Genomic DNA, 20,174 nt, shown 5'->3' with positions numbered 1-20,174 from the left:
TTTTGTGAACAAAGTATTGCTAACTTCACTGATAAAATGGTAGGATAACATTGTTAGTATGTACGACATTGCCTTGAGTTAAACGATTTTTATTCAATTGAATGGATTGCGGATGACGTTGTGGGGAGAGATCGCTTCAATGCGGTCGCCGAAGGAGCAAACGAACAGTGAATCTCTCAGGCAAACAGGACTTACAATGGACGCACCTCTGGAGAGTGCCACGGGGCTACCAAAGGGGATACCGCTTTTGTGAGCGATAAACTTTCAGGTATAAGGACAGGGGAAGACATGCATAGTGTCTTCTGCTGTCCTTTTTTGCTTTCATTCATTTTATTTCTATTTATCGATTAATTCACAAATTTACCTTATCGGGAGGAATAACGGAATGCCGGAATTGAAAACAACGCCATTGTATGATTATTACAAAAGCCATGATGTAAAACTGATTGACTTCGGCGGCTTTCTGTTGCCTGTACAAATTACGGGAATCAAGAACGAGCATAATGCAGTACGAAAAGCAGCAGGTATTTTCGATGTGTCCCATATGGGCGAATTTTTGGTTTGCGGCGAAGAAGCTGAACAATTTCTTCAAAAGATGGTCACGAATGACGTTTCCAAGGCGCAACCGGGTGACGCACTCTACACTGCGATGTGTTATGAGAATGGCGGAACTGTCGATGACTTATTGATCTACTGCTTGGATCAAAACAAATACCAACTCGTTGTCAATGCGGCGAACATAGAAAAGGATTTCAACTGGCTCTCCGAACATGCTCCGGAAAAATTAAAAGTGATCAATCAATCAGATAAAATAGCGTTGCTTGCTGTGCAAGGACCGCTCGCCATATCAATTGTTCAAAAAATTACCAATTATGACTTATCAACCATTAAACATTTTAAATTTGCCACCCAAGTTCCGCTACAGGACGTACCTTGCTTGGTCTCAAGAACAGGCTACACTGGTGAGGATGGCCTTGAAATCTACTGCCCTTGGGAAAAAGCATCTATGCTTTGGGATCTGCTGCTTGCTGCAGGTGATGCGGATGGATTGATTCCCTGTGGATTAGGCGCACGCGATACATTGCGTTTCGAAGCGCGACTGCCATTATATGGTCAAGAATTAAGCTCATCTATAACTCCGCTGGAAGCCGGAATAGGCTTTGCTGTAAAAACAGGAAAGACTGGAGAGTTTATAGGGAAGGCAGCATTGAAACAGCAAAAAGACGAAGGATTGACACGTAAAGTCATCGGTCTTGAAATGATTGACCGCGCAATCCCGCGTACACATTACAGTGTTTACGCAGGTGATACTAAAGTTGGCGAAGTAACGACAGGAACACAATCTCCAACCCTTGGCAAGAACTTAGGGCTTGCTTTAGTCGCTGTTGAATGGACTCAATTAGGAACCTTGCTTGATGTAGATATTCGAGGAAAACGGAAAAAGGCAAAGGTTGTTAAAGCACCTTTCTATAAAAGATCCTGAGGAGGAAATCAAATGTCAGAGTTTCGCTATCTTCCGGTAACGGAGGATGATCGCCGGGAGATGCTTGATGTCATTGGCGTTCAATCAGACGAAGATTTATTTTCAGATGTACCGGAAAAGATCCGCTTTAAAGGGGAATTAAAACTTGAACCGAAGCTCTCCGAACCTGAACTGGTTCGCTTTCTTACAGGACTTGCAAAGAAAAATGTGAGCTCAAGTGATTATCCGTCTTTTTTAGGCGCCGGTATCTATGACCACTATATTCCATCCGTTGTGGACAGCGTTATTTCGCGGGGGGAATTTTATACGGCGTACACACCTTATCAAGCGGAAGTGTCGCAGGGCGAATTACAAGCAATTTTTGAATTCCAAACACTTATTTGTGAATTGACTGGTATGGAGGCTGCAAACTCTTCGATGTATGACGGTTCAACCTCACTTGCTGAAGCGGCGCTGCTCTCAAGCGGTGTAACACGCAACAAAAAGATCGTTGTATCGGAAACCGTTCATCCTGAATACCGTCAGGTTCTGGCGACCTATGCACATGGACGAAGATTAGACGTTGTTACCATTCCTGAAAAAGATGGTGGTACGGATTTGCAGGCATTAGAAGCAGCAGTTGATGACAGCACAGCATGTGTCATCGTACAGTATCCGAATTTCTTTGGACAGATTGAGCCGCTGAAAGAAATTGAGACTATTGCTCATGGTGTGAAGAAAACTCAACTCATTGTTGCAAGCAATCCACTGTCGCTTGGCTTGCTTACTCCTCCTGGAGAATTCAACGCGGACATTGTGGTCGGTGATTGCCAAACTCTAGGTATATCCGAATCGTTTGGCGGACCGCATTGCGGCTATTTCGCGGTTTCTAAGAAATTGATCCGTAAAGTACCGGGCCGTTTGGTTGGCGAAACAGTCGATGAGAAAGGCCAGCGCGGCTACGTTCTGACGTTGCAGGCACGTGAGCAGCATATCCGTCGAGAAAAAGCGACATCCAACATCTGTTCCAACCAAGCATTAAATGCCTTGGCATCTTCTGTCGCCATGAATGCTTTTGGTAAGAAAGGAATTCGTGAATTGGCTGAACAGAACATTCAAAAGGCGCATTACGCTGTAACGCAATTGAAAGGAAATGGTATTAACGTCAGTTCTGACCATTCGTATTTCAATGAATTTGTCATCGAATGCGGAAAACCTGTGTCAGAGGTCAACAATGCGCTCTTGGAAAAAGGGATCATTGGCGGATATGACTTAGGCAAGTCCTATGCTCAATGTAAAAATAAAATGCTTGTTGCGGTCACTGAGATGCGATCGAAAAGTGAAATCGATCAATTTGCAGAAGCGCTAGGAGGGATTATAGGTGGATAATCAAAATCAGCCGCTCATTTTCGAGCAAAGCAAACAAGGAAGAACTGCTTACAGTCTGCCTGTGCTTGACGTTCCAGCAGTACCATTGGCTGAAATGGTAGGCAAGGATTATTTACGTGAAAAAGAACCAAACTGGCCAGAAGTTTCGGAGCTGGAGTTAGTTCGGCATTATATGGCTTTATCACGTAGAAATTTCGGCGTTGACAATGGTTTCTATCCGCTAGGATCCTGTACCATGAAATATAATCCAAAAGTTAATGAAGTCGTTGCCCGCCTGGACGGATTGACTCACATCCATCCTTATCAGGATGAAAAATCAGTACAAGGCGCTCTCGAACTGCTCTATCGTCTCCAAGAAAACCTACAAGAAATAACGGGCATGGACGCAGTCACGTTGCAGCCTGCGGCTGGTGCACATGGTGAATGGACAGGTTTGATGATTATTCGTGCGTTCCATGAAGCGAATGGCGACCTGAAACGTACCAAGGTCATTGTTCCGGATACTGCTCACGGAACGAACCCTGCTTCAGCAGCTGTAGCAGGATTTGATGCTGTCACTGTTAAGTCTGATGAAAACGGACTTGTTGATTTGGAGGATTTGAAACGCGTTGCCGATGAAACAACTGCCGCGCTGATGCTTACGAATCCCAATACTTTAGGTCTGTTTGAAACGCACATTCAGGAAATTGCAGAAATCATTCATGCAGCAGGCGGAAAAGTCTATTATGACGGAGCAAATATGAACGCCATCATGGGTGTGACGCGTCCTGGAGACATGGGTTATGATGTGGTTCATCTTAATTTGCATAAAACATTTACCGGTCCTCACGGAGGCGGCGGACCAGGATCAGGTCCTGTAGGCGTTAAAGCAGAACTGGAACCGTTTCTGCCTAAGCCGCTGATTGTGAAAAAAGAAGACGGTACCTTTGGATTCGATAATGACCGACCGCAATCCATTGGCCGTGTCAAGGCATTTTACGGAAACTTCGGGATTAATGTACGCGCTTATGCCTACATCCGTACAATGGGCAGCAAAGGGCTGTTCCAGGTATCCAAAGATGCTGTCCTGAATGCAAACTATTTGTTGAAACGGCTTTCTGATCATTTTGAAACACCTTTTAAACAGCTGTGTAAGCATGAATTTGTGCTCTCGGGAAGCAGACAGAAGGAGTTAGGGGTGCGTACGCTTGATATGGCAAAGCGCCTGCTTGATTTTGGCTATTATCCACCAACGATTTATTTCCCACTCCTCGTTGACGAAGCTTTGATGATTGAACCTACAGAGACAGAGTCAAAGGAAACTCTGGATGCGTTTGCGGATCATTTGATTGAGATTACAAAAGAAGCAATAAACACACCTGAACTCGTTCAAGAAGCGCCGCATCAAACAGTGATCGGCAGACTTGATGAAACACAGGCAGCCCGCCATCCGGTTCTGCGTTATGTAAATCAATAACAGTCATATGAATGATAAAAAGCACCTTCAGAGAAGGTGCTTTTTTGTGCGATGAAATTCTACAAATGAAGTGCTTGTCTTATCCTTTTTTAATTCGCCCGTTCCATTTTTTGAATCCGCCGTCAAGATGATACAAATTAGTGTATTTCATTCGTTTCAGAACTGCAGCCGCGCGAGCGCTGCGTGTGCCATTGCTGTCGTACAGGTAGATCGGCATATCATGCCGAACTTCCGTATGGCGCATTTTTAATTGTGTTAATGGGATGTTTCTTGCGCCAAGAATGTGACCGTTTTTAAATTCGTCGGGTTCTCGCACATCGATCAATTGTGCTTTGCGGTAACCTGCCCGAAAATCAACTTCTGATAGTGTGGTAAGATAGCGCCGCTGCAAATATCTGGCAATAAAAAAATAACCAAAATATGCGGCAACCATCGCAAGTAAAAAGATCCAGCCCATGACTCGTTGTCCTCCTAATTCATTTCAATTCTCATTATAACGATTTGTGCCATTTTATGAAAGGCTTGGAATCGCTTTAATTATTGAATTGCAGAATAGGCTATGTTGATAATAAAAGGTATTTCCTTGTTTTTTAAGCGCTGTTATAGTAACATGAGGTAGTGAAAATGGGAAGTTGTTAGGGGGAGACACGATGTCGCCTACTCCGAGTATGGAAGACTACATTGAGCGAATTTACTGGTTAATTCAAGATAAAGGCTATGCACGCGTTTCTGATATTGCCGAGGCATTGGACGTTCACTCGTCATCGGTTACGAAAATGGTGCAAAAATTAGACAAAGACCAGTACTTAATTTATGAAAAATACCGTGGATTTATTTTAACCCCAAAAGGAAAGAAAATGGGCAAGCGGCTGGTATATAGACATGAACTGCTGGAGGATTTTCTGAAACTGATTGGCGTTCATGAAGAAAATGTCTATAAAGATGTTGAGGGGATTGAGCATCATCTCAGTTGGGATTCCATTGACCGAATTGGTGATGTTGTCCAGTACTTTGAAGAAGACCCGAAACGAGTAAGCCAATTGTTTGAAATAAAAGAACGAAGCGACGAAGAAGAATAATTAAAAGAGATCGGAAGAATAAAACTTCCGGTCTCTTTTTTATATTATAAGAAAGTTTAAAATTCAGCTGAGTATAGTATAAGTACAACTAAGTCTTCGCCTTCGTCAGAAGCTTGGCGAAGCCAAGTTTTCTAACAAGATAAGAAAGTATAGAGCGACCGAGCAAGGTCGTGCCTTATAGCGGGTGAGAATCCCGTCGGAAAAGAGTTAGCCACTCATCCGTAGCGAGTCTTGGAGAACTAAGGGCAACGTTAGTTTTTAAGCGTAGACAGCGAGTCAGTGGGCCGTAAGCCATGTGGTTGAAGGGAATGAGCCTCGAAAACTTATGAAAACGGGAACGCCGATGGCGTTATACTTCCAGAAGGCAACACTCCAATCATCGATAGGGTAAGAGGATTGGGGGTTCCCCGGGGTCTGAGACCATGGCACGCTGAGCATTGATAAGGGACGGCAACTCGGGAGATCCCAGCGGATCTTTCGAATGAAAGTATAGTGAACCAAGCAATCAAATGTGAGGACGCTAAATGTCTACTGGGAAGTCGGAGGAAACACATAGTACTAATGACGCTGGGTAATGCCAGTCGAGGAAAGGTGTTTCTCTTGTTCATGAATCTTATCGGGGACACATCGGCACACACGGAGGTGCAGTAAAGATGAACACAAAACAGGTAAGAATAGCAGAATTAGCGAAGGCGAATCCGGGGATGGCGTTCACGTCACTGGCGCACTTAATGGATGAAGAGGAATTGAGACAGTGTCATCGGGAGTTACAAGGCAACAAAGCAACAGGCATTGACCAAGTAACAAAAGTTGCCTATCAAGAAAACGTGGCGGATAACCTCTCCCACCTAGTCATGCGACTGAAGCAGAAAAGCTATCGGCCGCTTCCGGTGCGTCGCGTGTACATTGATAAGCCGGGTTCAACGAAGAAAAGACCGTTGGGCATTCCGGCTTATGAAGATAAAATTGTACAGCGAGGACTTGCGAAAATCCTTAATGCCATCTATGAACAGGATTTTCTTGACTGTTCCTTTGGCTTTCGTCCAAATAGAAGTTGTCATGATGCGCTCAAAGTGCTCAATGTCTCCATCGAAAAACGGTATACAAACTACATCGTTGATGTAGACATCAAAGGTTTCTTTGATCATGTTGATCACCAATGGATGATGCGTTTCTTAAATCATCGCATTAATGATCCAAGTCTACTCAGACTCATTGCGCGTTTTCTGAAGGCTGGATACATGGAGAAGGGGACGTGGTACGCAAGCGAACAAGGGACGCCGCAAGGTGGACTGATCTCGCCGATTCTAGCCAACATCTATCTTCACTATGTGATTGATCTATGGTTTATGAAAGTGGTGAAGAAGCAGTGTCAGGGACAGGCCTACTTGGTGCGCTACGCTGATGACTTTGTCTGTTGCTTTCAGTACAAACAGGAAGCGGAGCAATTCTATAGTGAACTCAAGCAGCGAATCGGTAAATTTAATTTGACGCTAGCAGAGGAAAAAGCGAGGATCATTCCTTTTGGACGTTTTGCTTGGGAAAATGCCAGACGAATTGAAAACAGGAAGCCAAAGACCTTTGACTTCCTGGGGTTCACCCACTACTGTGGGTGGAGTAAAAGTGGACACTTTCGAGTAAAACGAAAAAGCAGTCGAAAGAAAGTCTGCGCCAAGCTCAAAGCCCACGGGCAGTGGCTTAAAGCTCATCGAACGAAAGAGATAGACTCCATCATGGATCGGATCAAGCGCTCGCTGATCGGCTATTACAACTACTATTGTGTCACCGACAACATTCCAAGTGTGAATGCGTTTCGATTACAGGTGATTCGGCTGTTGTATAAATGGTTAAACAGAAGAAGCCAAAAACGATCTTATACATGGGAAAAGTTCAATCAATTTCTAAAACGATGCCCATTGCCTCAACCACGAATCAAGGTCAATATCTATCAACTTCGCCCAGAACTTAGCTATATTCTGTGAACCATGAACAAGAAGAGCCGTGTGCGTAAATAGCGCACGCACGGTTCTGTGAGGGGGACAGAGGATGTGAATCACTGCCCTACTCGACATATTTTGCCCCGTATTTAAACGAATAAACCAGTGTCTTAGCCGAGAATCAAAGCAGAGGTGCGAGATGCCTGCGGGTGCGGCCCTGTTGATCGCGTGCCAGCGAGACCCTGCAGATTTCTGCTTATCTGAGGAGGCTCGCGGTGCGCCCGCGGTCGCGCTCAGTTGATGTGAGCAACCGAAGTGATGATTCAGCACCGTAAAGACACAAACCAATGACACATGACTGGAGATTAGGGACCGGGCTTGTGACCGGTTTTTCTAATGCTATGTTCATTTAATGATAAATGAGGGGGGAGCGGTGTGATTATTGATATTGTATTTTCCGGTGGAGGTGTCAAAGGATTTGCATTTGCCGGAGCGCTGCAAGTACTTGAAAAAGCAGGGTATACATTTAAGCGAACAGCGGGTACAAGTGCAGGCTCTATCGTCGCAGCATTAATTGCTGCAGGATACACTTCTAAAGATTTGAAAAAAATAATGAGCGAAATGGATACAAATAAACTACTTGAGCCTTCAGTGCGTATGCGCTTTCCACTATTTAAATGGTTTCGTCTGTATTTCAAGATGGGTCTTTTTAAAGGGGATTACCTTGAACATTGGATTGCTGGTCTTCTCAAGGCCAAGGGAATAGAAGAGTTTGCTGATTTACCTAAAGACCGATTGAAAATTATTGTTTCTGATGTTACGAAAGCAAGGCTTGTCGTGATTCCCGATGATTTAAAGGATTATGGATTAGATCCGGATCACTTCTCAGTCGCACATGCTGTGAGAATGAGCTGCTGTTTGCCGTTCTTTTTTGAACCAGTGCCCCTTTATGATGCAAGTGGAGTAAAGTCGCTAATCGTTGACGGGGGCATCTTGAGTAATTTTCCATTATGGATTTACAATAAGGAGGATGAATTGCCTGCCAGACCATTTTTAGGATTACAGATCGCAGACAAAGATTCGGATTTCAAAGAAGCGTTAAAGATTCGAAATGCAGCAGAACTCTTCCGTGGCCTTTTTAAAGCGATGCGTGAAGCTCATGATGAGCGAGTCATTGAAAAATTAAAAGGTACGAATATTATTTGCCTGCCGGTGGATAAAGTGAAAACGAAAGATTTTCAAATATCCGAACAGGAACGGGAGCGTTTGTTTAAAATTGGCGCAGATTATGCACAAAAATTTCTTGAACAGTGGTCTTATTAACAAAAGCTGAAGTAAAGGGATCGGCAGAATTCAGCCGGTCCCTTTTAAAAAATAAAAATGTGATTATTCAAGCCTTATTTAAAAAAGCAGTCTTTTCTTCTTCTTATTCTTGCGACCTTCGATTACGGTTAAATGTCCATGATCTTTCGCCGATTGATGTGTCAGTGTTTTAAGTGAATGGGACCCGTTCTTTATTACTTTAAATTTTGACGCAGGATGAATGCTTCGCGTCCTGCGACCGTTTGAAGCCGTTTTCTTTCTTTTGCGTGACTGACGCAGAGCTCTATTATAACGTGCCTGATCTCCGTTTCCCGTCCATTCGGCGAGACGTCTGAAAAAGAACAAGCCTATAATGATAATTAACGTGATAATAATCAACTGCGTAACGATCACGCTTTTTTGACTAGGTAAGAACATGGAGAGCAGGCCGAAAAGTCCGAGACCCCCAATTACAAGGAAGGTTAAGGAATAGAAAAATGTTCTCACGGACACTCACCTCCGTTTTTTTTAAAGCACCTGCCGCACGAGTGCTTGTTGTTTTTCAATGACTGATTCTCTGCGACGCATCTCTTCAAAGGCATGAATACCGATTTCAATCTGATCATCATCTGGTTCTTTTGTTGTTAGCAACTGAACCCACAGCCCTGGATAGCCGAGCCATTTTAACACAGGTATGTGACGCACTTTATTTGTAAGTCTAAGAATTTCATAGGCGAGCCCAAGGTCAAGAGGGATTAGCGCTATTCGATAAACAAGTCTGAGCCATAACGGTTCTGTCGGAACAAAAAAGTAAAGAAAGATACTGATTATCGCAGTAAACAGGATAAAGCTTGAACCGCATCTGTAATGAAGTCTTGAGTGATTGCGCACATTAACAACAGTCAGTTCATCTCCACTTTCAAATGTATTAATTACTTTATGCTCAGCTCCGTGATATTGAAACAGCCTTTTCATAATAGGCGTTAATGAAACAAAATAAACATAGCCGATAAGGAGCAGAATTTTGAAGAAACCTTCAAGCAGTACTTGAGCAACGGTACCAGAGATAATCGGTTCGAATAAACTCGCAATGAATGCAGGAACAAGTGTGAAAATAAATTTGGCAAAAAGAAATGAAATGATGCCTATTGCGGTAAGTCCGATTACGGCTTCTAAATGAAACCCTTTTTTTGGTTCTTCGGTTGTCTCGACCTTCGCACCAGGTTCTTCATCGAAGACTTCAGAAGCATAATTCAGATGCTTTGTGCCGATTGCACTTGCCTCAATAATTGCCACAATTCCTCGAAGGACCGGAATCTTTCGGAAAAATGCAAGGGAATGAAATTCTTTTTTTGGTGCCTCAAAATAAGTGACTGATTGATCTTTTCGACGCACAGCCGTAACTGTCGTGTATTTGCCGCCCATCATCACACCTTCAATGACTGCCTGCCCACCATATATAGGAAGAATTTTTTCCATTAACTAATCAGCCCGATTCTCATCAATAATTTAATATCTCTATACTTATTCTTATTCTACCCGAATTTACTTAAAACCTCTAGGATTGTATTCGTGATCTATTCATAGTTTTCTAGTTGGAAGCGTATTTCCGTCGGTAGCATGGACCTTTTTTACCACTTAGTATATGAATAATATTGAAATGGGCATAATGAAGCACATGAATCAGGCTTAAAAGGGGAACGATCATGGCTAGACAAAAAAAATCGGTAAAGGGAAAGAAAAAAAATCAGTTATCAAAATCAATCGGACGCACGGCGGTCACCGGCTTGTTTGGTGGATTATTTTGGTCTGGGATGGGGCTCATCTGCCATTTGTTAAACTTCAGCAAAGTTGGTCCATCCTTATTATTTGCACCGCTTACCTTTTGGGGATGGAGAAATGAAATAGGCGGTCAATTACTTGCTATTGCCGGCTGCAGTATCCTCTCTATTTTTGCTGCTTTAATTTATATGCTGATCTTTAGCAAAATAAAATCAATTTGGTTTTCAATCGGGTTTGGTCTCTTCTTATGGGGATGCGTCTTTTTTCTATTCCGCCCATTCCTTAACGGCTTACCGTTTGTGACAAGATTGGATATGAACACATTGATAACGACACTTTGCTTGTATGCACTGTATGGATTATTTATCGGCTACTCTATTTCTTTTGATTTTGAAGAAAATTCAAAGGGAAGCAACTATTCAAATCAGTGATGCTGTGGTAAAATGGCTAAAGTGAATTTTGTCTGCGCACCGTTCATCGATGCGAGCGGGAATATCCTTGTTAGAGCGCTTTTCGATGCATTATTTCCCGAACAGGGGAATGAATGCTTTTTTCATGGGTGTGGGCATGAGCGTTTTCAGACATTGTTTTCCATTATTTAAAATGAGTGACGGGGACGGTCCCCATAGCAACAAGCGGCGCATTTAAAGGAGGAAGCTTATGATTTCTGTAAATGATTTTAAAACAGGTCTGACGATTGAGGTAGACGGAGATATCCTCTCTGTTATCGAATTCCAGCATGTAAAGCCGGGTAAAGGTGCTGCATTTGTGCGTTCGAAATTAAGAAACCTCCGTACAGGAGCGATTCAGGAAAAAACATTCCGCGGCGGCGAAAAAGTGAATCCGGCGAGAATTGAAAATCGTAAAATGCAATACCTCTATTCCAGTGGTTCTACCTATACATTTATGGATATGGAAACGTATGAACAGCTTGATTTGGACGCAAGTCAAATCACAGAACAACTGAATTTCCTAAAAGAAAACATGGAATGCAACATTCAATCCTATCAAGGTGAAACGCTTGGCGTTGCACTTCCTAACACCGTTGAGCTCGAAGTAACAGCGACGGAACCAGGTATTAAAGGTGATACAGCGTCCGGCGGATCGAAACCGGCAACACTTGAAACAGGGTACGTTGTCAGCGTTCCATTCTTTGTTAACGAAGGGGACAAACTAGTCATTGACACTCGCTCAGGACTCTATGTTTCCCGAGCATAACTAACTTAGATAAATATTCAATAGCAAACAGCTTCTTCGGAAGCTGTTTTTTTATATGCTCAAAATGTTTGTCAATAAGCAGCTGCTGCTCTAAGAACAGTAAATTCCTTTATCTTACATCCACATTTTCTATATTTCCCAAATCGAGTCATTGCATATTTTCCTTGTAATGTTCTTATCAATCCGCATTGAAGCAAGCATATTGTGTACAAGCCGGCATATATTTTGAGAAGAACTAAAGAACTGTTCAGCAGTCTTTATCCGAGGTGATTCTATTGAACGAGATTCTGCCCTACCTCCCTGAACCATTCCAGCAAATCATTCTTCGGATGCCTGAAAAAGAACGCAGTATGCTTGAGGAAATACGCTGCCGCACGGGTCGGCCATTAGAGTTAATCGTATCCGGAAATCAATGGCTGCCAAGCGACAATTCAAGGATGCCGATTTTCAGCAGGGAGCAGGCACGGGAACTGCTTCAGAAAATAGGAAAATACTCATTGTACACACTTGAAGAGGAACTGAAACGGGGCTACGTAACCATTCAAGGTGGGCATCGAATCGGATTGGCCGGACGCGTGATCACGGAGCGTGGCCATGTGCTGCGCTTGCGTGATGTAACCTTTTTTAATATTCGACTTGCCAAACAAAAGATTGGTGCCGCACTTCCGTTGGTTCCTTTTCTTTACAATCGTCGACGCTGGTTTAATACGCTGTTAATCGGAGCACCTCAGACGGGTAAAACAACGATGCTCAGAGACTTAGCTCGTCTTGTAAGTGAAGGCATTGCGGAACGCTATATTGTTTCTCGTAAGACCGCCATTGTTGATGAACGCTCTGAAATTGCAGGTTGCGTGAACGGAGTTCCCCAGAATCGGTTGGGGGCACGTACCGATGTGATGGATGCATGTCCAAAGGCCGAAGGAATGATGATGATGATTCGATCAATGAGTCCGGAAGTGCTCATTGTGGATGAAATCGGCGGATTAGAGGATACAGCAGCTCTGTTTGAGGCGCTAAATGCCGGTGTGACCGTTATGGCTACTGCTCACGGATTCACATTTGATCAGTTGACCCAGCGGCCGTCCATTCGGCCGTTAATCGACGCCAAACTATTTGATCGTTTTGTTGTTTTATCCCGTAGAAGTTATTCAAATCAAGCGGGGTGTCGGTTAACGATCCTTGATCAACTCGGGCGAAAAATGTCTGCAACAGAGGGGGTCTGGCAGTGATGAAAATTATCGGATCACTTTTTATCTTATTTGCGTCTACCGCAGCCGGATTGATTCTTGCCAGACGATTCCGAGACCGGCCAAGAGAAATTAGACAATGGCGTTCCGCACTTCAGTCCATTGAAGCAGAAATCATTTATGGGCGTGTTCCGGTTGATCAATTAGCTGAAGATCTTTCCAAGCAGATACCATCTCCGTTGAACTATTTCTTTACATTATTGAGCACTCAGCTCCGCAAAAAAGGTCTGCCGCTGCAGGAAGCTTGGCTCAATTCGGTGGAACAATTTTGGCCGAGAACAGCTATGAAGATTCCGGAAAAAGAAATTATTCTTCAATTTGGCACGACACTTGGAACTGAGGACGCGGAAAACCAAAAGAAACATATTCAACTTGCTTTAGCACATTTAGAGCGTGAGGAATCGGATGCGCGTCAGTCTCAAAAATCAAATGAAAAGATGATGCGGAGTTTGGGCTTTTTAACAGGCGTACTGGTTATTCTCTTATTCATATAAATATGATTTTGTTATTGGTCGAGGGGAGAGGAGGGAGTTCCCGGTGTCACTGGATGTGAATACAATCTTTCAGATAGCAGGTATCGGTATTATCGTTGCCATGATTCAAACGGTTTTGAAGCAGATGGGCAAAGATGATTGGGCGCAATGGGTCACTCTAATTGGATTTATCGTCATTCTCTACATGGCTGCGACACTCATTGATGATCTTTTTGAAAAAATACGTCAAGTATTTCTCTATATGTAGAGAGGAACTGGCCAATGGATATTCTTCAGATCGTCGGCTTGGGACTGGCTGTCACCTTTCTTGCACTCATTTTAAAAGAAAAAAATCAAGCATTTGCGTTAATCGTATCGCTTGTCGCCGGTGTATTTATTCTGCTTATGATGGTTGATCAGATCCGTCTAGTCATGGATATGTTGAACAATATGGCGCAAAACGCACACCTGAATAATGTTTATGTAGCCACAATACTAAAGATTATTGGGATTGCTTATATTTCCGAATTCGGCGCGCAAATCGCCAAAGATGCTGGACAAAATTCGATTGCAGGTAAAATTGAATTAGCCGGTAAACTGATTATTCTTGTCATGGCGATCCCAATATTGACGGCTATTGTCGATACGGTTATGCATCTAATGCCGCAAATGGGGGGTGGTTGAGTTGTCACTTGTCGTGAAAAAGAGAGGTGGTTATATTCTTTTTATCATGGTGACTGCCTTTTTTCTCGTGCTTTGTGCGGACAAGCCTGCATATGCCGACCAACCCAATCAAGTTATTAATAAATGGTCAGATCAGCAGATGGATAAAATTGATACAAGTCAGATCGAAGAATACTGGGATAAGGTTGTAACCGATTATGGGGGGTTCTTGCCAGAAACGGAGCCTAATTTTAAAGACTTTGTGCATTCAAACAAGCAAAGTTTTTTTAAGAAGCTCATTGATGGCATTGTGGACTATTTTCTGCATGAGCTTGTGGTAAGCAGTAAATTGCTTGGTACATTAATTCTGCTTACCGTTTTCTCCACATTGTTGCAAACCATTCAATCAGCGTTTGAACATAAAGCGGTCTCAAAGGTTGCCTATCTTGTTGTTACATTGGTTCTGATAATCTTGCTTCTTAACAGTTTCCGACTTGCTATAGGTTATACGACTGACACAGTGAACGCGATGAGTCAATTTCTGGTCGCACTCATTCCGCTCATCTTTGCCTTAACCGCCGCAACCGGCGGGCTTGCATCGGTCGCTTTTTTTCACCCGCTCATCATTTTTCTTGTGAATGCGTCCGGTTGGCTGATTTCATCGTTTGTCCTCCCGCTGCTTGTTATGTCTGCGCTGCTCGCGATTGTGAGCACTTTGTCGGATCACTATAAGCTCACAAGGTTGAGTGAATTGTTCAAAAATGTGGCGCTCTTTACTTTGGCAGGCTTTTTTGCCATATTTCTAGGCGTTATATCGGTTCAAGGTGCGGCAACCTCCATATCTGATGGATTAATGGTGAAATCCGCCAAATTTTTCACGGGAAATTTTATTCCGGTTGTCGGCAGGATGTTTACAGAAGCTGCCGACACAGTGATGGGCGCATCAGTACTGCTCAAGAATACAATCGGTATTGCAGGATTGTTGATCCTAATTTGTATTACCATTTTTCCACTTTTAAAAATATTGTCGCTTGCCTTTATTTATAATTTAGCAGCAGCAGTTCTGCAGCCGCTCGGCGGCGGTCCCGTTATTGACTGTTTGGTTATCATGGCGAAAAGCGTCTTTTACTTATTTGCATCGCTCGCTGTTGTCTCCCTCATGTTCTTTCTTGCGATTACGATCATTGTTGCTTCAGGAAATCTCTCGCTGATGGTGCGATAGGAGGCGCAATTGTGAGTTATCTCATTAACTGGGTATCGGAAATAGTTTTGATTGTCCTTTTCGCTGTAATTCTCGAATTACTTGTTCCGTCGGGAGTCTTTCAAAAATATATCAAATTTGTCATTGGACTTGTACTCATTGTTGCACTTATGGATCCGGTCATTCGTTTATTTCAAGTGGATCCGAGCAGCCTTCTCCAAGGTCTTAAATCAGAGCAAAATGATTCATCGATAAAAAGTGAGACAGCTCGTCAAAAAAATGAAATACAAAAGGCACAAGCCGCATATATTCAAGAACAAGTGGCTGTCCGTATGAAAAATCAAGTAAAGGAGGAGTTGAATGAGAAATACGGATTGCAGATCACAGATATTGCATTATCTGGCCAAAAAGTTGTTGGACAAGAACTGTCATTGGGTAAGGTTACAGTCACCATCGGGAAATCGGAACAAAACCATCGTAGTCAAGAATCCGGAATTCGGACCATTCAACCCGTTAAAAATGTATCCATCGACTTAGGAAAAAACGAATCTGAAAAAAACAAGGTACATGAATCCAATGAGGTGAAAAGCGTCCGCTCCTTCCTTGCCAAACGATGGGAACTCAGTCAGAGCCTCATCAAAGTAAATCGTGAAGGAGGGAAGAAAAGCCCTTGAAAAGATGGATTGAGCGTATAGCCCGTTTGTTCCTTGGTGGAAAGGATACAGACGGGAAGCCTGTTAAAAATACAAAAGGAGCTTTTATAAAATTGACCATGCTCGCACTGGTCGGCATGGCACTTTTAGCGGCTAATCACTATTTCTCAGGAAGTCAGACAAGTCAAAAACATGAAGTCAAACAGGCGTTCAGCACGAAGGAATCAAAGACGCTTTCGAACATTAAGACAAGCAGCCAGCAAGGTTCTATGACATCAATTGAAAAATATGAAACCTATGTGAATCAAAATCTAAAAAATATATTAGAACAGATTCGCGGCGTATCAAATGTGTCCGTCATGGTGAACTTCTCTTCAACAGAAAAAAAAATCTATCAAAACAATATCAAGACACAGGACAATCAAACGAGTGAGACGGATCAAAAAGGTGGAAAACGTGTGGTCAGTCAGCGGGATGAGGATACGGAGGTGGTTATGATTGATCAAAATGGCAGTAAAATTCCTGTAGTTATTGGTAAAGAACAACCGACTGTCCGCGGCGTCATCGTTGTTGCTCAAGGTGCGCAGCAACCTACTGTCAAGGTGCAAATTATGGATGCAGTTGCAACTGTATTGGACATTCCTTCTTACAAGGTAAAAGTGTTGGAGAAAAATGAATGAGGGGGCAGTAAACATGATCAAGAAACAAACTGTTTGGCTACTGACTATGCTAAGTTTAATCGTTGTATTATCGGTGTACGCGTTGTCCGCACCAGGGAACATCTCTGGTCAAGATGCGCAATCTGCCGCCGAAAAGGCCAAGCCTGCCACAGCCGATGTGAAAACAGGAAAAACAGTAACCGCTACTGCTGCAGCGACAAAATTGGCAGATATAGAATTGAGTAAAAATGATGAACGTGCACAATTAGAAAAAAAGTACGAAAATGTGATTGCATCTAAAAACAGCTCAGCAAAAGAAGTGAGCTCGGCATACGACGCCATGGCGAATCTGAAAACATTGGCAGATAATGAAACGATGCTTGAAGATGTTGTTCAATCAAAAGGATTTAAAAACAGTGTGGTAAAAACGAGTGGAAGCCAAGTGCAAATTTTTGTGGATTCAAAAAAATTAACAGATAAACAAGCAAATCAGCTTATTCAACTAGCTAATGAATATCTAGGCACAGGCAGAGTAGTGAGTGTCACCTATGCCCTTAATGAGAAGTAAAAAGAAAATCAAATTATTGAAGATTTTTTGAACAAAATTAGGTAGAATAGAAACTGTTGCAATTTCCTGCGACAGTTTTTTTGTGCGATCCGGAACATTTTATACAAGTTCTTCGTAGGACTTAATGGCTATCATTTCCGGAAAATGAGTAAAATAAAAATACATTTCCCAAACAAATTACCTTGAGTTCAGTCATTGAAACAGGAATGATATGGATGATATGCTATAATTGAGAACAAAGGTACGGGACAAAGGAGTGCTGGATTTGTTAAGTATTGAAGACATTAAAGCATTAATAAAGGAGATGGATTCATCTTCAATCAGCGAGTTGAAATTTGAAGCAGAGGATGCAAAGATCACCTTGAAAAAGGCCGAAGCATTCGCAGGAAAGGCAGTCCTTCAAGCTGTGCCACAGATCGCAAATATACAGCCTGCTGCAGTTCAGCCGGAAGCTGCTGCGAGTGCGCCAGCAGAAAATACAACAGCAGATGAGACAACGGATGATTCATCACTGCATAAAATTACGGCTCCGATGGTCGGAACCTTTTACTCTTCTTCATCTCCGGATTCAGGCGCTTTTGTTAAAAAGGGTTCAAAAGTAGACAAGAAAACAGTCGTCTGCATTGTTGAAGCAATGAAACTCTTCAATGAGATTGAAGCGGAATGCAGCGGAACAATTGTTGACGTTCTTGCGGAGGACGGACAACTTGTTGAATACGGTCAGCCATTATTTCTGGTCAAGGAAGATTAAGGAGTTTATTATTCATGATAAAAAAAGTTTTAGTTGCCAATAGAGGAGAGATCGCGGTTAGAATTATCCGCGCATGTAAAGAATTAAACGTAGAAACGGTCGCAATTTATTCGCAAGCCGATAAGGAGGCACTTCATGTCCAGTTGGCTGACGAAGCCTATTGCATCGGACCGAATGCGCCTAAGGACAGTTATCTGAGCTATACGAACATGATCAGTGTTGCGATGCTGACAGGCTGCGACGCTGTTCATCCCGGCTATGGCTTTCTTTCCGAAAATGCTGACTTTGCTGAGATGTGCGAGGAGTGCAACCTTTTGTTCATTGGCCCTTCCTCTGAAGCAATCAGTAAAATGGGCATCAAGGATATTGCCAAACAAACCATGAAAAATGCCGGGGTACCTGTTGTTCCAGGTTCAAATGGGGTTATCAGCAGCGTTGAGGACGGAGTGAAGATCGCCAATGATATTGGTTATCCGGTCCTGATTAAAGCAACAGCCGGCGGCGGTGGAAAAGGTATCCGTGTCGCCCAGAATGAAAAAGAATTACGGCATGGCATTACCATTACACAGCAAGAAGCGGACACTTCCTTCGGCAACTCAGGAGTTTATATTGAAAAATATATTGAGGATTTTCGTCATGTGGAAATCCAGGTACTTGCTGACACCCAGGGGAATGTAATCCATTTGGGCGAACGTGATTGTACCATCCAAAGGCGTCTGCAAAAATTGCTGGAGGAATCACCGTCACCCGCACTTAATGAAGCAAAACGTCAGGAGATGGGAATGGCTGCTGTTCGTGCTGCTCGTGCCGTTCACTACCGTAGTGCCGGTACGATTGAATTTATTTATGAACCAAACGGCTCTTTTTACTTCATGGAAATGAATACGAGAATACAGGTGGAGCATGGCGTCACGGAAGCGGTAACTGGTTTGGATCTTGTGAAGGAACAAATTCGGATTGCTTCAGGTGAACCCTTATCGGTAAAACAAGATGATATTCACCTGAATGGTCACGCAATTGAATGCCGTATCAACGCTGAAGACTCTGAAAAGAATTTCATGCCGTCTTGCGGACGCGTGGAAACCTACCTTGCTCCCGGAGGACCCGGAGTGCGCGTGGACTCAGCAGTATATCAAGGCTATTTTATTCCGCCATATTATGATTCAATGGTATCGAAGGTCATTGCGTATGGAAAGACAAGAGAGGATGCAATCGCAATTATGCGACGTGCACTTGGAGAATATGTGATTGAAGGAATTAAAACAACGATTCCCTTCCATCTGCAATTGTTGCAGCATCCGGTTTTTGAAAGTGGAGCCTTCAATACTAAATTTTTGAAAAAGTACCCGCTTAACGAACAAAGCTAATTATGGAGGTGTGACATTCATGCCCGAAAACGAAAATCGCACAATAGAAGTTGAGGAACAACAAGAGGATCTAGGCAGAATCGAGATTTCTCCTGAGGTCATTGAGGTCATTGCAAGTCTTGCCGCTGTTGAAATAGTCGGTGTCAGTGATTTACATGGTAATTTTGCTTCAGGAATGGTCGAGAAACTGAGCGGACGCAATTATCGAAAAGGCGTTAAAGTCGACTTGACCGATGACGGCATAACTATTGATGTTCAATTGACGATGAACTACGGTGTCTCCATTCCTGATGTTGCTGAGAAGGTACAGGACAACATCGTACAGACGCTGAAACGGATGACTGCGCTTGATGTTCACGAAATTAACATTCATGTTGTGGGTGTCCGTTTTGACCACAAAGAAAAGACCGGTTCCGAGATTGATTAAGAAGCAAAGGGTAGAAGCTTTCCCTTTGCTTCTTTACATGTCTTGTGAACGAATGGAATCAGCGACAACATAATATGTTTTGTTAAGTTAATATTAATGAGAGTATGAAATTGAAAGGAAGTCAGTAATGAACCGAAGAGAAGCACGTAAAATGGCGCTCCAGGCCTTATTCCAGATGACGCTCAGTAAGACGGATCGAGCGATGGCGCTCGAAGCTGTCAATGACAGCGGAAAACCAATTGATTCATTTGTCGATCGTTTATTGGATCAAACCTTGAAAAATGAAGAGGATATAGACCAACTGATCAGCAAACATTTGCAAAACTGGTCACTGGATCGCATAGGGAATATCGATAAAACAATTTTACGAATTGCGGTATGCGAAATTCTCTATTTTGATGATATACCGATCACCGTCTCCGTAAATGAAGCGATTGAGTTATGCAAAATTTATAGCGATGAACAAACAAGAAAGTTCGTGAACGGCGTTTTATCAGGTATTTCCAAGGAAATTGAAACGAAAAGTCTATAATGCAAAAG

At 42.9% G+C, this 20,174-nt stretch carries 23 protein-coding genes and 1 riboswitch; of the genes, 20 read left to right on the top strand and 3 right to left on the bottom strand.

The features are described from left to right. Positions 1 to 112: 112 nt before the first annotated feature. A riboswitch (glycine riboswitch) is annotated at positions 113 to 203 on the top strand. 182 nt (positions 204 to 385) lie between these two features. The 3 genes from gcvT to gcvPB are packed head-to-tail and all read left to right on the top strand — an operon-like array spanning position 386 to position 4,307. Further along, entirely contained in the window at positions 386 to 1,483 is a 1,098-nt protein-coding gene (gene gcvT, locus AC6F33_RS09990; protein ID WP_480948296.1) for a glycine cleavage system aminomethyltransferase GcvT, read from the top strand. A gap of 12 nt (positions 1,484 to 1,495) precedes the next feature. After that, a complete protein-coding gene (gene gcvPA / locus AC6F33_RS09985) occupies positions 1,496 to 2,851 on the top strand; it encodes an aminomethyl-transferring glycine dehydrogenase subunit GcvPA (protein ID WP_500777045.1) in 1,356 nt (451 codons plus the stop codon). Continuing rightward, the gene (gene gcvPB, locus AC6F33_RS09980) at positions 2,844 to 4,307 is read left to right on the top strand and encodes an aminomethyl-transferring glycine dehydrogenase subunit GcvPB (protein ID WP_480948294.1); all 1,464 of its coding nucleotides are present in this window, start codon (positions 2,844 to 2,846) and stop codon (positions 4,305 to 4,307) included. The genes gcvPA and gcvPB overlap by 8 nt, the downstream gene beginning before the upstream one ends. A 79-nt stretch (positions 4,308 to 4,386) precedes the next feature. On the opposite strand, the gene AC6F33_RS09975 is transcribed toward gcvPB, so the two are convergent. Beyond that, positions 4,387 to 4,764: a rhodanese-like domain-containing protein gene (locus AC6F33_RS09975; protein ID WP_255749349.1), complete on the bottom strand. Its 378-nt coding sequence runs from the start codon at positions 4,762 to 4,764 to the stop codon at positions 4,387 to 4,389. Positions 4,765 to 4,957: 193 nt separating this feature from the next. Between AC6F33_RS09975 and mntR the strand changes: the two genes are divergently transcribed. The 3 genes from mntR (at position 4,958) to AC6F33_RS09960 (ending at position 8,646) form a co-directional block, all read left to right on the top strand. Further along, a complete protein-coding gene (gene mntR / locus AC6F33_RS09970; RefSeq protein ID WP_255749348.1) occupies positions 4,958 to 5,386 on the top strand; it encodes a transcriptional regulator MntR in 429 nt (142 codons plus the stop codon). A gap of 653 nt (positions 5,387 to 6,039) precedes the next feature. Next, positions 6,040 to 7,368, top strand: coding sequence for a group II intron reverse transcriptase/maturase (gene ltrA / locus AC6F33_RS09965; protein WP_255749773.1), 1,329 nt, complete (start codon positions 6,040 to 6,042; stop codon positions 7,366 to 7,368). Between the two features lie 390 nt (positions 7,369 to 7,758). Beyond that, positions 7,759 to 8,646, top strand: coding sequence for a patatin-like phospholipase family protein (locus tag AC6F33_RS09960; protein WP_500777044.1), 888 nt, complete (start codon positions 7,759 to 7,761; stop codon positions 8,644 to 8,646). 78 nt (positions 8,647 to 8,724) lie between these two features. Here AC6F33_RS09960 and AC6F33_RS09955 read toward each other — a convergent pair whose 3' ends face one another. Both AC6F33_RS09955 and AC6F33_RS09950 read right to left on the bottom strand, forming a co-directional pair. Beyond that, positions 8,725 to 9,132, bottom strand: a complete 408-nt coding sequence (locus AC6F33_RS09955) for a hypothetical protein (RefSeq protein WP_255749590.1) — start codon at positions 9,130 to 9,132, stop codon at positions 8,725 to 8,727. 21 nt (positions 9,133 to 9,153) lie between these two features. Then, entirely contained in the window at positions 9,154 to 10,104 is a 951-nt protein-coding gene (locus AC6F33_RS09950; RefSeq protein WP_255749589.1) for a DUF1385 domain-containing protein, read from the bottom strand. Positions 10,105 to 10,331: 227 nt separating this feature from the next. Here AC6F33_RS09950 and AC6F33_RS09945 point away from each other — a divergent pair, with 227 nt between their 5' ends. The 14 genes from AC6F33_RS09945 to nusB all read left to right on the top strand — a co-directional run bounded on the left by AC6F33_RS09945 (position 10,332) and on the right by nusB (position 20,166). After that, positions 10,332 to 10,838 (top strand): YqhR family membrane protein, encoded by a 507-nt coding sequence (locus AC6F33_RS09945; RefSeq protein ID WP_255749588.1) that lies wholly within the window; start codon positions 10,332 to 10,334, stop codon positions 10,836 to 10,838. Between the two features lie 229 nt (positions 10,839 to 11,067). Then, positions 11,068 to 11,625, top strand: a complete 558-nt coding sequence (gene efp, locus AC6F33_RS09940) for an elongation factor P (RefSeq protein WP_255749587.1) — start codon at positions 11,068 to 11,070, stop codon at positions 11,623 to 11,625. Between the two features lie 275 nt (positions 11,626 to 11,900). Beyond that, a complete protein-coding gene (spoIIIAA, locus tag AC6F33_RS09935) occupies positions 11,901 to 12,854 on the top strand; it encodes a stage III sporulation protein AA (RefSeq protein WP_370646185.1) in 954 nt (317 codons plus the stop codon). After that, positions 12,854 to 13,366, top strand: a complete 513-nt coding sequence (gene spoIIIAB, locus AC6F33_RS09930; RefSeq protein WP_255749592.1) for a stage III sporulation protein SpoIIIAB — start codon at positions 12,854 to 12,856, stop codon at positions 13,364 to 13,366. Before spoIIIAA ends, spoIIIAB begins: the two co-directional genes overlap by 1 nt. 43 nt (positions 13,367 to 13,409) lie before the next feature. Next, positions 13,410 to 13,613, top strand: coding sequence for a stage III sporulation protein AC (gene spoIIIAC / locus AC6F33_RS09925; protein ID WP_023511026.1), 204 nt, complete (start codon positions 13,410 to 13,412; stop codon positions 13,611 to 13,613). 14 nt (positions 13,614 to 13,627) lie between these two features. Next, positions 13,628 to 14,029, top strand: coding sequence for a stage III sporulation protein AD (gene spoIIIAD, locus AC6F33_RS09920; RefSeq protein ID WP_255749585.1), 402 nt, complete (start codon positions 13,628 to 13,630; stop codon positions 14,027 to 14,029). 46 nt (positions 14,030 to 14,075) lie between these two features. After that, the gene (gene spoIIIAE / locus AC6F33_RS09915) at positions 14,076 to 15,230 is read left to right on the top strand and encodes a stage III sporulation protein AE (protein WP_370646186.1); all 1,155 of its coding nucleotides are present in this window, start codon (positions 14,076 to 14,078) and stop codon (positions 15,228 to 15,230) included. Positions 15,231 to 15,241: 11 nt separating this feature from the next. Beyond that, positions 15,242 to 15,883 carry a stage III sporulation protein AF gene (gene spoIIIAF, locus AC6F33_RS09910; RefSeq protein WP_480948290.1) on the top strand — a complete coding sequence of 214 codons (642 nt, stop codon included), beginning with the start codon at positions 15,242 to 15,244 and terminating at the stop codon, positions 15,881 to 15,883. Beyond that, complete coding sequence (gene spoIIIAG / locus AC6F33_RS09905) at positions 15,880 to 16,542, top strand: stage III sporulation protein AG (RefSeq protein ID WP_480948289.1); 663 nt, start codon at positions 15,880 to 15,882, stop codon at positions 16,540 to 16,542. Before spoIIIAF ends, spoIIIAG begins: the two co-directional genes overlap by 4 nt. 13 nt (positions 16,543 to 16,555) lie before the next feature. Next, positions 16,556 to 17,089 carry a SpoIIIAH-like family protein gene (locus AC6F33_RS09900; protein WP_500777043.1) on the top strand — a complete coding sequence of 178 codons (534 nt, stop codon included), beginning with the start codon at positions 16,556 to 16,558 and terminating at the stop codon, positions 17,087 to 17,089. 265 nt (positions 17,090 to 17,354) lie between these two features. Further along, positions 17,355 to 17,840: an acetyl-CoA carboxylase biotin carboxyl carrier protein gene (gene accB, locus AC6F33_RS09895; protein WP_255749580.1), complete on the top strand. Its 486-nt coding sequence runs from the start codon at positions 17,355 to 17,357 to the stop codon at positions 17,838 to 17,840. Positions 17,841 to 17,854: 14 nt separating this feature from the next. Then, the gene (gene accC / locus AC6F33_RS09890) at positions 17,855 to 19,207 is read left to right on the top strand and encodes an acetyl-CoA carboxylase biotin carboxylase subunit (protein WP_255749579.1); all 1,353 of its coding nucleotides are present in this window, start codon (positions 17,855 to 17,857) and stop codon (positions 19,205 to 19,207) included. 19 nt (positions 19,208 to 19,226) lie between these two features. Continuing rightward, positions 19,227 to 19,634, top strand: a complete 408-nt coding sequence (locus tag AC6F33_RS09885) for an Asp23/Gls24 family envelope stress response protein (RefSeq protein ID WP_255749578.1) — start codon at positions 19,227 to 19,229, stop codon at positions 19,632 to 19,634. A gap of 127 nt (positions 19,635 to 19,761) precedes the next feature. Further along, the gene (nusB, locus tag AC6F33_RS09880; protein WP_255749577.1) at positions 19,762 to 20,166 is read left to right on the top strand and encodes a transcription antitermination factor NusB; all 405 of its coding nucleotides are present in this window, start codon (positions 19,762 to 19,764) and stop codon (positions 20,164 to 20,166) included. The last annotated feature ends 8 nt before the right edge of the window (positions 20,167 to 20,174 follow it).

The organism is Sporolactobacillus sp. BBK16-2 (assembly GCF_059878335.1).
Note: the sequence above shows the minus strand (reverse complement) of the source record. Positions and strands in the feature narration are given on the sequence as shown.